This is a genomic window from Chryseobacterium daeguense DSM 19388 (assembly GCF_000430825.1).
In the GTDB taxonomy this organism is placed as follows: domain Bacteria; phylum Bacteroidota; class Bacteroidia; order Flavobacteriales; family Weeksellaceae; genus Chryseobacterium; species Chryseobacterium daeguense.
Map to the genome: position 1 here is coordinate 111267 of NZ_AUMT01000013.1, position 18702 is coordinate 129968.

At 36.9% G+C, this 18702-nt stretch carries 18 protein-coding genes; 14 read left to right on the plus strand and 4 right to left on the minus strand.

The annotated features are described in order from the left end of the window. The first annotated feature begins 213 nt into the window (after nt 1-213). From rplK to H560_RS0115830, 14 genes are all read left to right on the plus strand, one after another. Nucleotides 214-657 (plus strand): 50S ribosomal protein L11, encoded by a 444-nt coding sequence (rplK, locus tag H560_RS0115760; protein WP_027380916.1) that lies wholly within the window; start codon nt 214-216, stop codon nt 655-657. 11 nt (nt 658-668) lie between these two features. Further along, nucleotides 669-1361, plus strand: coding sequence for a 50S ribosomal protein L1 (gene rplA / locus H560_RS0115765; protein ID WP_027380917.1), 693 nt, complete (start codon nt 669-671; stop codon nt 1359-1361). Between the two features lie 17 nt (nt 1362-1378). After that, a complete protein-coding gene (gene rplJ / locus H560_RS0115770; protein WP_027380918.1) occupies nt 1379-1948 on the plus strand; it encodes a 50S ribosomal protein L10 in 570 nt (189 codons plus the stop codon). Nucleotides 1949-1994: 46 nt separating this feature from the next. Beyond that, entirely contained in the window at nt 1995-2363 is a 369-nt protein-coding gene (gene rplL, locus H560_RS0115775; RefSeq protein WP_027380919.1) for a 50S ribosomal protein L7/L12, read from the plus strand. Nucleotides 2364-2466: 103 nt separating this feature from the next. Next, nucleotides 2467-2850 (plus strand): T9SS type A sorting domain-containing protein, encoded by a 384-nt coding sequence (locus H560_RS0115780; protein WP_027380920.1) that lies wholly within the window; start codon nt 2467-2469, stop codon nt 2848-2850. 446 nt (nt 2851-3296) lie between these two features. Beyond that, nucleotides 3297-7118 (plus strand): DNA-directed RNA polymerase subunit beta, encoded by a 3822-nt coding sequence (rpoB, locus tag H560_RS0115790; protein WP_027380922.1) that lies wholly within the window; start codon nt 3297-3299, stop codon nt 7116-7118. A gap of 81 nt (nt 7119-7199) precedes the next feature. Next, the gene (gene rpoC, locus H560_RS0115795) at nt 7200-11465 is read left to right on the plus strand and encodes a DNA-directed RNA polymerase subunit beta' (RefSeq protein ID WP_027380923.1); all 4266 of its coding nucleotides are present in this window, start codon (nt 7200-7202) and stop codon (nt 11463-11465) included. 87 nt (nt 11466-11552) lie between these two features. Next, the gene (locus H560_RS0115800; RefSeq protein ID WP_027380924.1) at nt 11553-11858 is read left to right on the plus strand and encodes a DUF3467 domain-containing protein; all 306 of its coding nucleotides are present in this window, start codon (nt 11553-11555) and stop codon (nt 11856-11858) included. A 194-nt stretch (nt 11859-12052) separates the two neighbouring features. Continuing rightward, nucleotides 12053-12703 carry a Crp/Fnr family transcriptional regulator gene (locus H560_RS0115805; RefSeq protein WP_027380925.1) on the plus strand — a complete coding sequence of 217 codons (651 nt, stop codon included), beginning with the start codon at nt 12053-12055 and terminating at the stop codon, nt 12701-12703. A 125-nt stretch (nt 12704-12828) separates the two neighbouring features. After that, nucleotides 12829-13671, plus strand: coding sequence for a DUF5777 family beta-barrel protein (locus tag H560_RS0115810; protein WP_027380926.1), 843 nt, complete (start codon nt 12829-12831; stop codon nt 13669-13671). A gap of 2 nt (nt 13672-13673) precedes the next feature. Beyond that, nucleotides 13674-14012 carry a c-type cytochrome gene (locus H560_RS0115815; RefSeq protein WP_027380927.1) on the plus strand — a complete coding sequence of 113 codons (339 nt, stop codon included), beginning with the start codon at nt 13674-13676 and terminating at the stop codon, nt 14010-14012. Between the two features lie 11 nt (nt 14013-14023). Continuing rightward, entirely contained in the window at nt 14024-14569 is a 546-nt protein-coding gene (locus H560_RS0115820; protein ID WP_027380928.1) for a YceI family protein, read from the plus strand. After that, nucleotides 14566-15096, plus strand: a complete 531-nt coding sequence (locus tag H560_RS0115825; protein WP_027380929.1) for an ankyrin repeat domain-containing protein — start codon at nt 14566-14568, stop codon at nt 15094-15096. The genes H560_RS0115820 and H560_RS0115825 overlap by 4 nt, the downstream gene beginning before the upstream one ends. A gap of 1 nt (nt 15097) precedes the next feature. Continuing rightward, nucleotides 15098-15859, plus strand: a complete 762-nt coding sequence (locus H560_RS0115830; protein WP_027380930.1) for a T9SS type A sorting domain-containing protein — start codon at nt 15098-15100, stop codon at nt 15857-15859. Between the two features lie 544 nt (nt 15860-16403). Here H560_RS0115830 and H560_RS0115840 read toward each other — a convergent pair. The 4 genes from H560_RS0115840 to H560_RS0115855 form a co-directional block, all read right to left on the minus strand. Further along, on the minus strand, nt 16404-17060 hold the full coding sequence (locus H560_RS0115840; RefSeq protein WP_027380932.1) for a zinc metalloprotease: 657 nt from the start codon (nt 17058-17060) through the stop codon (nt 16404-16406). A gap of 309 nt (nt 17061-17369) precedes the next feature. Continuing rightward, the gene (locus H560_RS0115845) at nt 17370-17828 is read right to left on the minus strand and encodes a serpin family protein (RefSeq protein ID WP_027380933.1); all 459 of its coding nucleotides are present in this window, start codon (nt 17826-17828) and stop codon (nt 17370-17372) included. Nucleotides 17829-17839: 11 nt separating this feature from the next. After that, on the minus strand, nt 17840-18298 hold the full coding sequence (locus tag H560_RS0115850) for a hypothetical protein (protein ID WP_027380934.1): 459 nt from the start codon (nt 18296-18298) through the stop codon (nt 17840-17842). 124 nt (nt 18299-18422) lie between these two features. Continuing rightward, the coding region (locus tag H560_RS0115855; protein WP_027380791.1) for an IS3 family transposase at nt 18423-18702 on the minus strand (280 nt) is incomplete at its 5' end.

The window sequence follows — 18702 nt, forward strand, 5'->3', positions numbered from 1 at the left end:
GTCCTTCCTTATCTGAGTTTTGATAGGGGAGGTTTTTTATTTTAAGAAAAAATTCATTAAACTTTCTAAAAATCAAGCCAATCCATTTGCTATTTCAAAAATATTTTATACTTTTGCAGTCCGAAAAGTAGGTTTACTTAATGTGAGAATGGGTAACCTGCTGAATAATAATGCTTCCAAACTCATTAATTATTCAAATTTAAAAAACAAAAAATGGCTAAAAAAGTCTTTAAAATGGTAAAACTTCAGGTGAAAGGTGGCGCAGCTAACCCTTCTCCACCAGTAGGTCCAGCTTTGGGTTCTGCAGGTGTGAACATCATGGAGTTTTGTAAGCAATTTAACGGGAGAACCCAAGATAAGCCAGGGCAAGTTTTACCTGTAGTAATTACAGTATACGAAGACAAATCTTTTGAATTCGTTATTAAAACTCCACCTGCAGCAATCCAGCTTATGGACGCGGCTAAAATCAAAGGAGGTTCCGGAGAACCAAACAGAAACAAAGTAGGTTCTGTATCTTGGGATCAGGTAAAGAAAATCGCTGAAGACAAAATGACAGATCTTAACTGTTTTACATTGGATTCTGCTCTTTCTATGGTTGCAGGTACTGCTAGATCTATGGGATTGAGAGTAACAGGAACTAAACCAACTAACGCTTAAAACTTAGAGAAATGGCAAAATTAACGAAAAAGCAAAAAGAAGCTTTAAGCAAAGTAGAAAAAGGAAGAATCTATAACCTTGAAGAAGGTTCTGCTCTTGTAAAAGAAGTGAACACTGCAAAGTTTGATGCTTCTGTAGATATCGCTGTAAGACTGGGTGTAGATCCAAGAAAAGCAAACCAAATGGTAAGAGGTGTTGTATCTCTTCCTCACGGAACTGGGAAAGATGTTAAAGTTTTGGCTTTAGTAACTCCAGATAAAGAAGCAGAAGCTAAAGAAGCTGGTGCTGATTATGTAGGTCTTGATGAATATTTACAAAAAATCAAAGACGGTTGGACAGACGTAGACGTTATCGTTACTATGCCGGCTGTTATGGGTAAATTAGGACCATTAGGTAGAGTATTAGGACCAAGAGGTTTAATGCCGAACCCTAAATCAGGTACTGTAACAATGGAAATTGGTAAAGCGGTAACTGAAGTAAAAGCTGGTAAAATAGATTTCAAAGTAGATAAATACGGTATTATCCACGCTGGTATTGGTAAAGTATCTTTCGATGCTGCTAAAATCAAGGAAAATGCTCAGGAATTGATCTCTACTTTGATTAAAATGAAACCGACTGCTGCTAAAGGAACGTATGTAAAAAGCATTTACTTGTCTTCTACAATGAGCCCGGGTATTGCAATCGATACTAAATCTGTTAACTAATATAAATCCTTAAGACAATGACAAAAGACCAAAAAGTTGTAGCAATACAAGAGATCAAAGACTTGCTTCAGGATGCAAAAGTAGTATATGTAGCAGATCTAGACGGATTGAACGCTGCTAAGTCTTCAGAATTCAGAAGACAGGCTTTCAAACAAAATATCAAAGTAAAAGTGGTGAAAAATACACTTTTGCAAAAAGCAATGGAACAGATCGAAGGAGTAGATTACTCTGAAATGTTCCAAACTTTTAAAGGAAACTCTGCATTAATGATTGCTGAGACTGCAAATGCTCCAGCAAAATTAATCCAAGGGTTCAGAAAGAAAGAAGAGAAGCCGGCATTAAAGTCTGCTTTTGTTCAGGAAACTTTCTACGTTGGTGACAATAACCTGGATGCTTTAGCAAACATCAAGTCTAGAGAAGAAATGATCGGTGAAATCATCGGATTACTTCAGTCTCCAATCCAAAGAGTTGTTTCTGCTCTTCAAAACAAATCTGAAACAGTAGAAGCTAAAGCTGAAGAAGCTGCACCTGCTGTAGAAGAAACTCCTGCTGCAGAAAGCACTGACGAAACGCCAGCTGCTGAATAATTACACTCAAAAAATTAAATAAATAATCAACAAAAACATTACAACAATGTCAGATTTAAAAAATTTAGCTGAAACGCTAGTAAACTTAACAGTAAAAGACGTAAACGAATTAGCTGCTATCCTTAAGGATGAGTACGGAATTGAGCCTGCTGCTGCTGCAGTAGTAATGGCTGGTCCTGGTGCAGGTGAAGCTGCTGAAGAAAAGACTGAATTCGATGTAATTCTTAAGTCTGCAGGTGCTTCTAAATTAGCTATCGTTAAATTAGTAAAAGATTTAACTGGTGCTGGTCTTAAAGAAGCTAAAGATATCGTAGATGGTGCTCCTGCTCCAATCAAAACTGGTATCTCTAAAGACGAAGCTGAAGCTCTTAAGAAGCAATTAGAAGAAGCTGGTGCTGAAGTAGAATTGAAATAATTCAATTTTACCCTGAAAATATGAAGCCTGAGCAATATTTGCTCGGGCTTTTTTGATTTTATAAAGAGATGCTTTTAAACCCAAATTTCGTAATAGTGTTTATTTGCTTAGGTGTATCTCTTTAATCCAAAAGGATATAAACGGCACTGCAGGAGTAAATCATCAATGGATTCTTGAGCCGGTAACCCCAAGTACTGCCGCAAAAACGATAGCTGCGGAGAGTAATATAGCTACAACCCAAAAAGAAATAATCTCTACAAAGGTTTATCCAAACCCTGCTAAACAAGGCGAGGATATTCATCTGGATTTCCCAGACCAAGAAGCTGCCTATACTTTAATTATTGTCAATACCGGTGGCTCTACGATACTTAAAACAAAAATATCTCCTAAATTTACCTTATCCACTGCCAATTTAGTGAAAGGAGTATATTACTATACAGCCGAAAGCAACGGAAAACAATTGTCCGGTAAGTTTTTGGTTCAATAAATAAAGGTATTTTTTGATTATAAAGCCATCCGAAAGGATGGTTTTTTTATGTTACTAGAAGATTTGCTTTATTCAGCTAAAATCTATAATACAATTTTGTATTTTGGATATAATTTTGTACCTTTGCTCCTCTTTTGGCGCGAATAATTGTTTGTAAATCTATAAAATATTGAATATCAACTCTTTCATGAAGATGAAGGGGCTTTCGTGTATGTAGATATTGCGGCGATCCTGCCTCAAAAGTAATAAAAATATTTTGCATTACGCTGTGAAAAGATATACCAGTGTTGCAGTTAGGATCAGATTTTAAGAATAAAGAACAAAGAATAAAGACTATTCTAATAGCGCCAAACATTTGAAGTCTTTTATCTTTCTCTATTTTCTTTCTTCTCTCCTGATATTTTTTAATGAATCAAAATATTTTTTAACCCTTTCTTAAAAGTTTTATGAGTAAAACAACAGCAACAACTAAGGGAACACAGAGAATTAATTTCTCATCAGCAAAAGGAAAAATCATCACTCCTGACTTCCTGGATATCCAGATAGAGTCTTTTAAAGAGTTTTTCCAGCTTGATACGCTTCCTGAAGACAGAAGAGATGAAGGTCTATACAAGACTTTTCAGGAAAACTTCCCGATTACGGATTCTAGAAACCAGTTTGTGCTTGAGTTTCTGGATTATCTGGTAGATTCTCCACGATATTCAATCGATGAATGTGTGGAAAGAGGTTTGACTTATTCAGTTCCTCTGAAAGCAAGACTTAAATTGTATTGTACAGACCCTGAGCACGAGGATTTCCAAACGGTAGTTCAGGATGTATATTTAGGGCCGGTTCCTTACATGACGCCTAGTGGTTCTTTCATCATCAATGGTGCTGAGAGAGTTATCGTTACGCAGCTACACCGTTCACCTGGTGTATTCTTCGGACAGACTTACCACGCCAACGGAACCAAATTATATTATTCAAGAATTATCCCTTTCAAAGGATCTTGGATGGAATTTACAACAGATATCAACAGCGTAATGTACGCGTATATCGACCGTAAGAAAAAGTTACCATTAACAACTCTTTTAAGAGCTATCGGTTATGAATCTGACAAGGATATCCTTCAGATCTTTGACCTTGCTGAAGAAGTAAAAGTTTCTAAAGCTGCCCTTAAAAAAGTAGAAGGAAGAACATTAGCTGCGAGAGTATTGAACACTTGGTTCGAGGATTTCGTAGACGAAGATACAGGGGAGGTAGTTTCTATCGAAAGAAACGAAATCATCCTGGATAGAGAAACGATTCTTGAAAAAGAACATTTAGACCTTATTCTTGATGCTGGTGTGAAATCTATCCTGATTCACAAAGAAAACAGCAACGAATTCTCTATCATCCAGAATACATTACAGAAAGACCCTACAAACTCTGAAAAAGAAGCAGTAGAGTATATCTATCGTCAGTTAAGAAACGCAGATCCGCCAGATGAGGAAACAGCAAGAGGAATCATCGAAAAATTATTCTTCTCTGAGCAAAGATATTCATTAGGTGAAGTGGGACGTTACAGACTAAACAAAAAGTTAGGTCTTAATATCCCGACTACAACTGAAGTTCTTACAAAAGAAGATATCATCGCGATCGTAAGACATTTGATCGAGCTTGTAAACTCTAAAGCTGAGGTTGATGATATCGACCACTTATCAAACAGAAGAATTAAAACTGTTGGTGAGCAATTGGCAGGACAGTTCGGTGTAGGTCTTTCAAGAATTGCAAGAACAATCAAGGAAAGAATGAACGTTAGAGATAACGAGATCTTTACTCCGCTTGATCTTGTAAATGCTAAAACTTTAACATCTGTAATTAACTCGTTCTTTGGTACCAACCAGCTATCTCAGTTCATGGATCAGACCAACCCGCTTTCAGAAATCACGCACAAGCGTAGACTTTCTGCACTAGGGCCTGGTGGTTTATCAAGAGAAAGAGCAGGTTTCGAGGTTCGAGACGTTCACCATACGCACTACGGAAGAATTTGTCCGATTGAAACTCCGGAAGGACCAAACATCGGTTTGATTTCATCTTTAGGTATTTATGCTAAGATCAACAGATTAGGTTTCATCGAAACTCCATACAGAAAAGTAGAAAACAGTAAGATTGAGCTTAATGCTGATCCTATATACTTAAATGCTGAAGACGAAGAATCTAAAGTAATTGCTCAGGCAAACGTAGAATTGAACGATAACGGAGAATTCTTAACAGACAGAATTATCGCAAGATTGGATGGTGATTATCCGGTGGTGGAGCCTCAGCAGGTTGACCTTATCGACGTTGCACCAAACCAGATTTCCGGTATCTCCGCTTCATTAATTCCATTCCTGGAGCATGATGATGCGAACCGTGCATTGATGGGATCAAACATGATGCGTCAGGCAGTTCCTCTATTGAAGCCGCAAGCTCCAATCGTAGGTACAGGTCTGGAACAGCAGGTTGCGAAAGATTCAAGAATTTTGATCAATGCTGAAGGTACAGGTACTGTAGAATATGTAGATGCTGACAAAATCGTTATTAAATACGAAAGAAGCGAAGACGAAGATTTAGTACAATTTGAATCTGCTACGAAAACGTATAACTTAACTAAGTTCAGAAAAACCAACCAGAGTACAACCATTACCCTAAGACCAAACGTAAGAGTAGGTGATGTAGTGGAAAAAGGACAGGTGCTTTGTGACGGTTATGCTACTGAAAACGGAGAATTGGCTCTTGGTAGAAACTTAGTGGTTGCGTTCATGCCTTGGAAAGGTTACAACTTCGAGGATGCGATCGTAATCAACGAAAAAGTAGTTCGTGAAGACTGGTTTACTTCAATCCACGTGGATGAATATTCTCTTGAAGTTCGTGATACTAAATTAGGTATGGAAGAGCTTACAGCAGATATTCCAAATGTTTCTGAAGAAGCGACTAAAGATCTTGACGAGAACGGTATGATCAGAATCGGTGCTGAAGTGAAGCCTGGAGATATCATGATTGGTAAAATTACTCCAAAAGGTGAATCTGACCCGACTCCTGAAGAAAAACTTCTTAGAGCAATTTTCGGTGACAAAGCCGGTGATGTGAAAGATGCTTCATTGAAAGCAGATTCTTCATTAAGAGGTGTTGTGATCGACAAAAAATTGTTCTCAAGAAACATTAAAGATAAAAAGAAGAGAACTGAAGAAAAACTTAAGCTTGAAGAGATTGAAAACACTTATAAAGCTAAGTTTGATGATTTGAGAAACACTTTAATTGAAAAATTAAATACACTGGTAAGCGGTAAAACTTCTCAAGGGGTAAAAAATGACCTTGATGAGGAAATCATCGGTAAAGGTGTGAAGTTCACTCACAAATTATTGACTTCAGTAGAAGATTATGTAAACGTAAGCGGTTCAGACTGGACTGTTGACAATGATAAAAATGAGTTAATCAAACAATTAATTCACAACTACAAAATCAAGTATAATGATATTCAAGGGGTTAAAAACCGTGAGAAATTCGCAATTTCTATCGGAGACGAACTACCTGCAGGTATCATGAAGCTGGCTAAAGTTTACATCGCTAAGAAACGTAAACTGAACGTAGGAGATAAAATGGCAGGACGTCACGGTAACAAAGGTATCGTTTCCAGAATCGTTCGTGAAGAAGATATGCCATTCCTTGAAGACGGAACACCGGTAGATATCGTATTGAATCCACTAGGGGTACCTTCGCGTATGAACATCGGACAAATCTATGAAACAGTTCTTGGATGGGCTGGTCAGAAACTGGGTATGAAGTTCGCTACGCCTATCTTCGACGGAGCAAGCTTAGATCAGATTACTGAGTACACAGAAAAGGCAGGTCTTCCGAAATTCGGTCACACATATCTTTATGATGGCGGTACCGGGGAAAGATTTACACAGGCTGCTACAGTAGGTATCATCTACATGCTGAAACTAGGTCACATGGTGGATGATAAAATGCACGCACGTTCTATCGGACCTTACTCATTGATTACTCAGCAGCCGTTAGGAGGTAAAGCTCAGTTCGGAGGTCAGAGATTCGGGGAGATGGAGGTTTGGGCTCTTGAAGCATTCGGAGCATCAAATATCCTGAGAGAAATTCTTACTGTGAAGTCGGATGACGTGATTGGTAGAGCGAAAACTTACGAAGCTATTGCAAAAGGTGAATCCATGCCTGAACCAGGTATTCCGGAATCATTCAATGTATTGCTTCATGAGTTACAAGGACTTGGACTTGATGTAAGACTAGAGGAATAATTTTAAATTTTGAATGTTGAATTTTGAATTAATTCAGAATTTAAATCCAAAATTTATAATCCAAAATCTAAAATCTAAAAAATGTCAAATAAAAATAAATCAAGTAGATTTAATAAAATAACCATCGGTTTAGCTTCACCGGAATCGATTCTTCAGGAGTCGAGAGGGGAGGTTCTTAAGCCGGAAACTATTAACTACAGAACGCATAAACCTGAAAGAGACGGTTTGTTCTGTGAAAAAATCTTCGGTCCTGTAAAGGATTACGAATGTGCTTGTGGTAAATACAAGAGAATTCGTTACAAAGGGATCGTTTGTGACCGTTGTGGAGTAGAAGTTACTGAGAAAAAAGTAAGAAGAGAGAGAATCGGGCACATTAACCTTGTAGTTCCAATTGCGCACATCTGGTATTTCCGTTCTTTACCGAACAAAATCGGTTACCTTTTAGGAATTCCTTCTAAGAAATTAGATATGATCATCTACTACGAAAGATATGTAGTGATTCAGCAGGGTATTGCTAAAAAATTAGACGGTTCAGATTTTGAGCAGATGGAATTCTTAACAGAAGAAGAGTATCTTGATATTATGGAAACTCTTCCTATTGAGAACCAGTATCTTGATGATTCTGATCCAAACAAATTCATCGCCAAAATGGGTGCTGAAGCTGTTGAGGAACTGTTAAAAAGAATCGATCTTGATGCTTTGTCTTTCGATTTAAGACACAAAGCTCACAATGAAGGTTCAAAACAAAGAAGAACTGAGGCTTTAAAAAGATTGAACGTTGTAGAAGCATTAAGAGGTGCTAATACAAGAATGATCAACAAGCCTGAGTGGATGATCATGCGTGTGCTTCCAGTAATCCCGCCGGAATTAAGACCATTGGTTCCGTTGGATGGTGGACGTTTCGCTACTTCCGATTTAAATGACCTTTACAGAAGAGTTATCATCAGAAATAACCGTTTGAAGAGGTTATTGGAGATCAAAGCTCCGGAAGTAATCTTGAGAAACGAGAAGCGTATGCTTCAGGAATCAGTAGATTCATTATTCGATAATACAAGAAAATCTTCAGCTGTAAAATCTGAATCAAACAGACCATTGAAATCTCTTTCTGATTCATTGAAAGGTAAGCAGGGTCGTTTCCGTCAGAACTTACTAGGGAAAAGGGTAGACTACTCTGCGCGTTCGGTAATTGTTGTAGGTCCAAACTTACAGCTTCACGAATGCGGTATTCCTAAAGATATGGCTGCAGAGCTTTACAAGCCGTTTATCATTAGAAAACTAATTGAAAGAGGAATTGTAAAAACAGTAAAATCTGCAAAGAGAATCATCGACAGAAAAGAGCCGGTAGTTTATGATATCCTTGAAAACGTGATGAAAGGTCACCCGGTACTATTGAACAGGGCACCTACTCTTCACAGACTGGGTATCCAGGCTTTCCAGCCTAAGATGATCGAAGGTAAGGCAATTCAGCTTCACCCGTTGGTAACCACAGCATTCAACGCCGATTTTGACGGTGACCAGATGGCGGTACACTTACCGTTAGGCCCTGAAGCGATCCTTGAAGCTCAGTTACTGATGTTAGGTTCTCAGAACATCCTGAACCCTGCAAACGGTTCTCCAATTACGGTACCTTCTCAGGATATGGTTCTTGGTCTTTATTTCATGACTAAAGAATTAAGCTCTACAGAAGATATGAAAGTAAAAGGTGAAGGTCTTGCATTCTATTCTCCTGAGGAAGCGGAAATCGCTTATGCTGAAGGAAAAGTTTCTCTGAATGCTAAGGTAAGATGTAAATTACCAGTGAAAGAAAACGGAGAAATCGTTACAAGACTGATCGAGACTACAGTTGGTAGAATTTTATTCAACCAGATTGTACCTAAGCAGGTAGGATACATCAATGAGCTTTTAACTAAAAAATCGTTGAGAAACGTTATCGGTAAGATCCTTGCTGATACGGATTTCCCTACCACTGTGAAGTTCCTTGATGCAATGAAAGATTTAGGATATTCAAATGCATTCAAAGGAGGTCTTTCTTTCTCACTTGGGGATATTGTAGTTCCTGTTGAGAAAAAGCAGATGGTTGCATCAGCAATTGAAACTGTAGACGAAATTAGAGCCAACTATAACATGGGTCTTATTACAGATACAGAACGTTATAACCAAGTAATCGACGTTTGGACAAACACCAATGCAGGATTAACTGAAATGATCATGAGCAGAATGAAAACCGACCAAGGTGGATTCAATTCTGTATACATGATGCTTGACTCTGGAGCGAGGGGTTCTAAAGAACAGATCCGTCAGTTATCAGGGATGAGAGGTTTGATGGCAAAACCGCAGAAAGCCGGATCTACAGGAGCGGAAATCATCGAAAACCCGATTCTTGCTAACTTTAAGGAAGGTCTTTCGATTCTAGAGTACTTTATCTCTACCCACGGTGCCCGTAAAGGTCTTGCGGATACCGCTCTTAAGACTGCCGATGCAGGTTACTTAACGAGAAGACTGGTAGACGTTGCACAGGACGTTATCGTTACAGAAGCAGACTGTGGAACTTTAAGAGGTACAGAAGTTACTGCGCTTAAGAAAAATGACGAGATTGTTGAAAGAATCTCTGAAAGAATCTTAGGTAGAGTATCTCTTCACAATATTTACGATCCGGAAACAGATGAATTAATCGCTGAAGCAGATCAGGTGATCATTGAAGAATTAGCGAAGAAAATCGAAGAAGCTGGATTGGAAGCGGTTGAAGTTCGTTCACCATTGACTTGTGAGGCTAAGAAAGGTATCTGTGCAAAATGCTACGGTAGAAACTTGGCTACAGGTAAAGTAATCCACATGGGAGAAGCGGTAGGTGTAATTGCAGCACAGTCCATCGGGGAACCGGGAACTCAGCTTACGTTGAGAACCTTCCACCAAGGGGGTACTGCAGGAAACGTATCAGAAAACCCTTCCATCGTTGCAAGAAGAGATGGTATCGTAGAAATGGATGAGGTAAGAACGATTACTTCTGAAGATGAAAACGGTAACACAGCTGAGGTTGTAGTGTCTCGTTCAACGGAATTCAGATTAGTTGCTGATAATGAGTCCAGAACTCCATTAATGGTGGCTAACGTACCTTACGGATCTATATTAGCGGTAAAACCGGGTGATAAGGTGAAGAAAGGAGATGTTATCTGTAGATGGGATCCGTATAACGCGGTTATCATTGCGGAAACTGCCGGTAAGGTAGAATACGAAGATATCATCCAGGGTATTTCATTCCAGTTGGAAATTGACGAACAGACAGGATTCGAAGAGAAAGTAATCTCTGAATCTAGAAATAAGAAAGCCGTACCTACTCTTAAAGTGGTAGATTCTAAAGGTGTTGAGCAAAAAGCTTATAACTTACCTGTAGGAGCCCACTTAATGGTAAATGATGGTGAAAAAATTAAGGCTGGTAAAGTCTTAATCAAAATCCCAAGAAAATCTGCAAAAGCAGGGGATATCACCGGAGGTCTTCCGAGAGTTACCGAATTATTCGAAGCTAGAAACCCTTCAAACCCGGCGGTTGTTACAGAAATCGATGGGGTAGTTTCTTACGGAAAAATTAAGAGAGGTAACCGTGAACTTATTGTTGAGGCTAAAACTGGGGAAAGAAAAATTTATTTAGTTAAATTATCAAACCAGATCCTTGTTCAGGAGAATGACTTCGTAAGAGCTGGTTCTCCGTTATCAGACGGTTCTATTACACCGGAAGATATCTTAAGAATTAAAGGTCCAACTGCCGTTCAGGAATATTTAGTAAATGAAATTCAGGAAGTTTACCGTCTGCAAGGGGTAAAAATCGACGACAAGCACTTCGAAATCATCGTAAGACAGATGATGACAAAAGTATCTATCGTTGACGGAGGTGATACTCAGTTCCTTGAAGGAGCTCTTGAGCATAAGTATGACTTCTTGGAAGAAAACAACAGAGTATTCGGTCTTAAAGTAGTTACTGAAGCTGGTGATTCTAAAATCTTCAAGCCAGGACAGATGATTACTGCAAGAGAATTAAGAGATGAAAACTCTAAGCTTAAGCGTGAAGACCAGGCTTTAGTAGAAGTAAGAGATGCTTTACCGGCTACAGCAACACCTGTACTGCAAGGTATTACAAGAGCGGCTCTTCAGACTAAGTCTTTCATGTCTGCAGCATCATTCCAGGAAACAACGAAGGTTCTTAACGAAGCTGCTGTTGCCGGGAAGGTAGATTATCTGGGAGGTCTTAAGGAAAATGTAATTGTAGGACACAGAATTCCTGCAGGAACAGGTCTTAAAGAATACCAGAATGTGATCGTAGGTTCTAAGAAAGAATTCGAAGATCTTAACTAAAATTAATGATTCGGAAATTTGAGGTTTGAAATTATTTTTATATTTTCACAACCTCAAAATTTCGAATAAAAAAAATATTTTATAACAATGGACAACAATCAAAATCCACAAGACGGAAACATCAACATCGAATTAAACGAAATGGTAGCTGCAGGAGTTTATGCAAACCTTGCTTTAGTAAACCATTCTCCATCAGAATTCGTAGTAGATTTCATCCAATTAATGCCGGGTGTACAACAAGCTAAAGTAAGATCAAGAATCATCCTTGCTCCACTTCACGCTAAGAGAGTACTTTCTGCTCTTCAACAAAACATTGCTAACTACGAGCAGCAATTCGGAGAAATCAAAGAAGTTGAACCTTTCGTATTAGGAGGAAACAACGTAAACGCTTAAGATTTTCTTAAACATAAAATAAAATGCTCCAATTTATTGGGGCATTTTTTTGTTTATATTAGAAGTAATTAACTGCTTTGAAAATAAAAATCATTAGAATTAAAATAATATCATTAAATATTTTTAATACATAAAAAAATACCCTGCGAATTATTCAATTTTATATATTTGTTTTTGGATATGATATAACAGATATGATAAATAATCAATTTATTCTTAATAAATTCGGTTTTTTGGGTAATGACTTTTCAAAAGAACTCAATAAACACGCCATCATCACTGATATTAAGGCAAAGTCTGAAATTATCAGGGAAGGACAAAAAAACAAATTTGTTCCCTTTTTATTAAAGGGTTCCATCAGGGTATTTACTTTAAATGACGGAAGAGAGCTTATTTACTATTACATAAGGCCAAATGACAGCTGTCTTATGACTTTCTCCTCCATTTTTACAGATCACGTAAGCCGTGTGTATGCCGTTGCCGAAGAAGACTCTGAAGTACTGCTGATTCCTATTTCAGTGGTGCATGAATGGCTGATTAAATTCCCTGAAATCAACAGAGTTTTTTATCACGAATATGATAAAAGATTCTCTGACGTCATGAATATGGTGAATGATGCCGTTTTTCACAGGCTTGATAAAAGGGTTTTAAATTACATAAGGCAGCAAATTACAATTACAGGTAACAATCCTGTGAAGCTTACACATAGGGAAATTGCCAATAATTTGGGCACTTCAAGAGAAGTAGTGAGCCGTGTTTTGAAAAAAATTGAAAATGAAGGTGAAATTTCTCAAACAAAGGAAGGGATAAAACTGCCTATAAATGAAAATGTTAGACAAGTCTAATAAATTAAATATACTTCTTTTAACATTACAATTGATAAAAACAATGCAGTCGGTGACTTTTATCACACGATTTTGAAATGAGAAGTCGATAAGTTTGTTGTACTAATTTATAAATTGAAAAGTGTATGACAAAAACTCTCTTATTTTTGTCAATGTTTGCCTCAGGTTTTGCTTTTGCACAGGAAGACCTGCTGAAAGATATTGACACCCTTCAAACCAATACCGAAAGTTCACAGCCTGCCTTTAAAGCACTCCAGATCGTCACGGGCCAATCAACAAAGCTCTCTGCAAAAAATGAGTGGTATATTGTGGTGGCACACCGTTTCGGAGATGTAAGCCGGGGCTTTAAAGATTTTTTCGGACTGGATGATGCTTCTACAAAATTAGGTGTCATTTATGGCGTTACAGACGGGCTTTCATTGAGCCTATCCCGTGAAACCAATTTAAAGACCTTTGAAGGTGGCGCAAAGTATAAGCTTGTGAAGCAAAGCGAAAATTTCCCTGTTGATATCGTGGGATATAATGTCCTTGCGGTAAATACGGACCTTAGTAAAGACAATTATCCTCATCTTCAGTTCGGAGACAGGCTTTCTTACCTTACTCAGGCTTTAATTTCCAGAAGATTCAGTGATGATTTTTCTTTACAGTTAACGCCATCTTATGTTCACAAAAACCTTTACGACCCGAATATTGAAGATAAAAATCAATTTCTGGCAGGATTGGGCGGCCGCTATAAAATCTCCAAAAGAATTTCCATCAATGCGGAGTATTTTGTGAATTTTGATAATCACAGTTTTTATAAAAATCCTCTTTCATTAGGGATGGATATAGAAACGGGAGGACACGTTTTCCAGCTTTTATTTACAAATTCACAGCTGAATTCGGATATCGGCTATCTTACGAATGCTGCCGGAAAATGGGAAAAAGGACAGGTTTTCTTTGGGTTTAATCTTTATAGAGTTTTTTAATTATGAAAAAGATACTGTACATATTTTCATCAGCTGTTGTTATGACTGCCTGTGAAAGCAGAACCTATGAAGAAATCTCTGATAATACCCCTATCACCGAGACGGTAACCTATACCAAAGATGTGAAGCCTATTATTGAAGCCAATTGCATCGGATGCCATTCACCAGGAGCGCAGGCTCTTACGAACTACAGCCAGGTGAAGGCCAATATTGATAATATCATAGACAGGATAGGAAGACCGAATGGTGATCCTCTGAAAATGCCTCAGGGAGGAAGTTTATCAGCATCACAAATCAATATTTTCACCAAATGGAAAGCCGACGGGCTTACCGAAAATTAAACAGAATTAATATGAAAAAGCTAATTTTATTTATTGTCACGCTATTTTTCAGCAATCTTGTTCTGGCTCAAAAATATATTACTAAAACAGGAAAAGTTTCGTTTGAAGCGTCTGTACCTTTATTCGAAGATGTTTTTGCGCAGGATGACAACAATGTGGCTGTTATCAACACTGATACGGGAGATTTTGCTTCGGTTTCTGTGGTTAAGAATTTCCATTTTAAAACAAAATTAATGGAAGAGCATTTCAACGAAAGCTATGCCGAAACTGCAAAGTACCCGAAAACGACTTTTACCGGTAAGATCGTAAATTTTGACAAGAATAAACTTTCTGCATCGCCTCAGAAATATACCGTTCAGGGAACATTAAATTTTCATGGAGTAAATAAAGCATATACTTCAAATGCTACCATATACTCCAAAGACGGAAAGATTTATATGGCCGGCGGTTTTATTGCGAAACCGGCAGATCATAACGTAACCATCCCGAAAATGGTCACCAAAAAGATCGCCGAAAGTGTGAATGTTCAGTATAATTATGTCCTTTCAAAACAATGAAAAAGCTAATTTTATTATTGAGCATGTTTTTGGGTTTTGCAATGATTTCTGCTCAAGAAAAGGCAAAATCCATCTTTGATATTGCAAGAACAGGAACTGTTGCTGAGGTAAAAGAACTGATGAAACAGAATCCTGATATCATCAATCAAACTAATGACAATGGCTTTTCCCCGCTGATTTTGGCATGCTACCGGGGCAATGTGGAAGTGGCTAAGTTTTTGATAGACAATGTGAAAGATGTTAATTATAAAAGTCAGGAAGGTACTGCATTAGCGGGGCTTTCTATACGATACAATAAAGATCTGGCAGAATATTTACTAAAGAAAAAGGCAGATCCGAATATTGCTGACACCACCGGGACAACACCCCTGATCTGGGCCGTGAAAACCGGAAATGAGGAATTAGTAAAATTACTCTTAGAATATAAAGCTAATAAAGAGCAGGCTGATAATATGGGTGTCAAACCTTTTGAATATGCTGTTCAAACTAAAAAAAATAACATCATTAACCTTTTAAAAACAAATTAATATGAAAAGAAGAATTCTATCTATTTTAACACTGCTTACTGTAAATATATTTGCTTATGCACAGTACAGTTCAGGTGCTTTATTTCCGGTAGGATCTACGGGAGTTTCCGTAAAGCTTGAAACAACACCTACTTTAGTAAGGTTAACACTTGCTGGGCCTAGTAACTCTTATTTAGGACTTGGAGCAGGAGATGCCGGTATGGCTTCTGGTGCGGATGGATTTATTTATAATTCTGCATCTACTACTGATTATACATTCAATGGAGTAGGTATAACTCCTACAGCAGATCCATCACAGGACTGGACAATTGTATCCAATACAGTTTCCGGAAGCACAAGAACAGTTGTGGCAACAAGAAGTCTTAGCGGTGGTGCCGGAGATACTCCCATTCCTAATGCAGCAGGGAATATAGAAGTGTTTGTTGCAAGAGGAAATAATACTTTAAATATCTCGAATCACGGACCAAATAGAGACTATGCAACTCTTCCTATGAGCCTAGATACAACTCTTGCAACAGGAGAAGTGTCGGCAACAGCACCAAAATATACCCTATATCCGAATCCGGCTAAGGAAACCGTAAGCTTTGAAAATGCCGATAAAATAAAATCCATAAGTATTTTTGAATCAACGGGAAGAATGGTAAAGGCCGTAAAAACAGTTGGAAAAGAAATCAATATCTCAGATCTGAAACCAGGGAATTATTATTTTGAAATAACCCTGAAAGACGGATCTACTGCTTTTGAGAAATTGATTAAGGAATAGGTTGCATTGCCTTCTAGGAAACAAAAACTATATAATAAAACCCACCGCAAAGCGATGGGTTTTATTTATCTGCCACACGATAAATCGTGCTGGAGCAAGGGAGATCGGTTTTCTTATAAGTATTAATAGTACGGTCTAGGTACATTTGACATTACTAGTCTAATACTGTCATTTATTTTTTTTATGTAAAGATATTTATAGTATTGAATGTCTGTTTTCCTAAGAATAATTTTTTCATCTTCAATATTGATAATTAATTTTTTACAGGGAGTCTTTTGTGAGTAATAATCAGCTAGACCAATTGTATTGTCTGTCTTTATACTTTTGTTAAAGATTTCTCTGGAATCGCATAACATTGAAACCTTACTATTATCAAAATTGCTTTCAAAAAAGATATTAATATAATTGCCTTTAATATCTAATTTTTTTTGTAATTCTGTTAATTTCGGATTTAACAATTCTTTACTAAGTATATAATTATGTCTCTGCTGACATTGACAACAAATTGAAATAATTAAAAATAAAATAACTTTTCTCATACTTATTAAGGGTTTAAAGGAGATACATATTGATTCTCTTCAACTTGAACTTTAGTCACCGTGGGAACATTTTTTTTAATTTCACTTAATTGTTCTTTTGTTACTACATCTCCATTGCTTTCAGAGTTCATAAGATTAACAAATTTCATACTTTGCTTGACATCTGATGGATTATTGGGGTCTATTTCATGCCTTAACCCAACAGTATGACCAACTTCATGTCCAGCAACTTTTCCTGAATCACTACCCAAAATAGACATAATTTGGATTCTATTAGATTGTGAGTTTCCTATATTATTTACTTTCCCAATTGTAAAAGGACCACTAGCTCCTTCGATTTTATCAACAAAATTGATATAGTAATCATTTTTCTCCACTTTATCAACAAAACTAACATTATTAACTTTGGTGTTTATGGCAACCCCTTCATTATCAACTCCAGAAAAAGCTTTTTCAACCGCTTTTGTAATTTCAGCTGTTCTTATTTTCACATCTTCCGCAGTCATTTTACTACTACTATTATGAACTTTAAAATCTACGCTGTATTGAATGTGTTGGCTACCATCAGAATTTTTATAATGCACACCTGCTCCCTCTAAACCTTCTAATTCTCTACCATCAACAACTCTGTTTTCAGAAATTATAATGAGATTGATATGCATATTTTTCACTCAACGGATCAATATTAAAGAACCTTCCCCATTCAGGAATACTATTTCTCCATTTAAAAGAATTCTATCCTGTTATTTTTCTTGTTCCTTATCTGTATAAGTATAATTCGGAAACATCAATCCAAAAATATTTAATCCGCCCCACCAAATTCAAGCCCAAAGGGGTAAAATCCGTCGTCCGGTCTATTGTTAACTCCGTTGTCATTTTTGAGAACGCTAATCTGGTATTACAACCTTTATTCTAACAAAAAATAAGAGCAGATAACCACTTAATTATCCGCTTTTTAATTGCAAAATCTATTAATTTTTCACTGAATTAAATTGAGACTGCGAAATTATTTTTTTATCTAGCATTTTTTTTAACCAATTTTTAGCTTGTTTTTTTGAATCATCTGGCATTTTTGATATATCTATTTTCTCATAATGTGGATAATCAACGTAAATATTAAATTTTTCGCACAAAGCTTTAAAATAGTCTAAGTAAGCCTTTTGATAATTGTATTTTTCAGCCATTATTTTTGCGTAGATCATTAGTGTATCTGTTCTTTCAGCTTCATTTGAATCCATGAACGAAAAAAATAGTTCATCATATGCATCAATATTCCCTTTAAATTTCACCCTGTTAATAAGGGTATCATAATTAGTAGTAATTTGATTCATTGTGACAATCTTTTCATCTTTCTGAGGTTGAGAAAGGGTCTTTTTCTCACAAGAAAATAAAATTAATAAAAGCCCTATTGTTATAGTTATATATTTCATAATTAATATTTTTAATTAAATATTCTATCCCACAAACTTCGTTGGTCTTTCCCTTCCGGTTTTGTATCGCCAGATTGTTGGTTAGTTCTCTGTCCGTTTTGGAATGAATTCCAATAACCTTGTTTATGTGTACTTTTTATATCTTTATGAGTTTTTCCGGGTAAAGGATTTCCGTTGTGGTCAACATTTGTTGATTCTCTTGGTCCTAATTCCTTACCATTTGCCGTGAAAGCATCTCTTTCATCAGGAGCGATTATTGTAACCCCATTCATTTCCTTAGACTCTGATATTTCAGAAGCAACAGGATCAATAACGTTTCCTTGTTTATCCACAGTGCATCTGCCTGTTCTGCAAGCATGCAACACAACTGTAAATCCTTCATGACTTTTAGAGTTTTTCCACAATTCACTTCCTTGATTTAAGACATTATTTAAATCTGTTCCATCGTCAATTGTTGTCTCTCCCTTCATTGTTTCATTATAGAATTCTTTAGGATTTCCATGAGCAAAAACATGTACTGTTTTTGTGTTTGGATTATCAGCATACTGGCCGCTTGAACTTGCAACTATTTTTGAGACAAAATTTATATACTCTTTATGCTACATTTTTAGATTGATTAGACATTAAATTTTGATACTCTCTTATGGTTAAATTTCCTAAAGCTGAATGCCTTCTCTGGGTGTTGTAAAATGTTTCTATATATTCAAACACAGAGTTTTTGGCGTGGTCTCTAGTTTCATATTTATTTTGATAGACAAGTTCGGTTTTCAGAGTTTTGAAAAAACTCTCCGCTACAGCATTATCATAGCAATTTCCCTTTCCACTCATACTTCGGGTAATATTTTTCCCGACTATTGACGTAAATTCTGTGCAC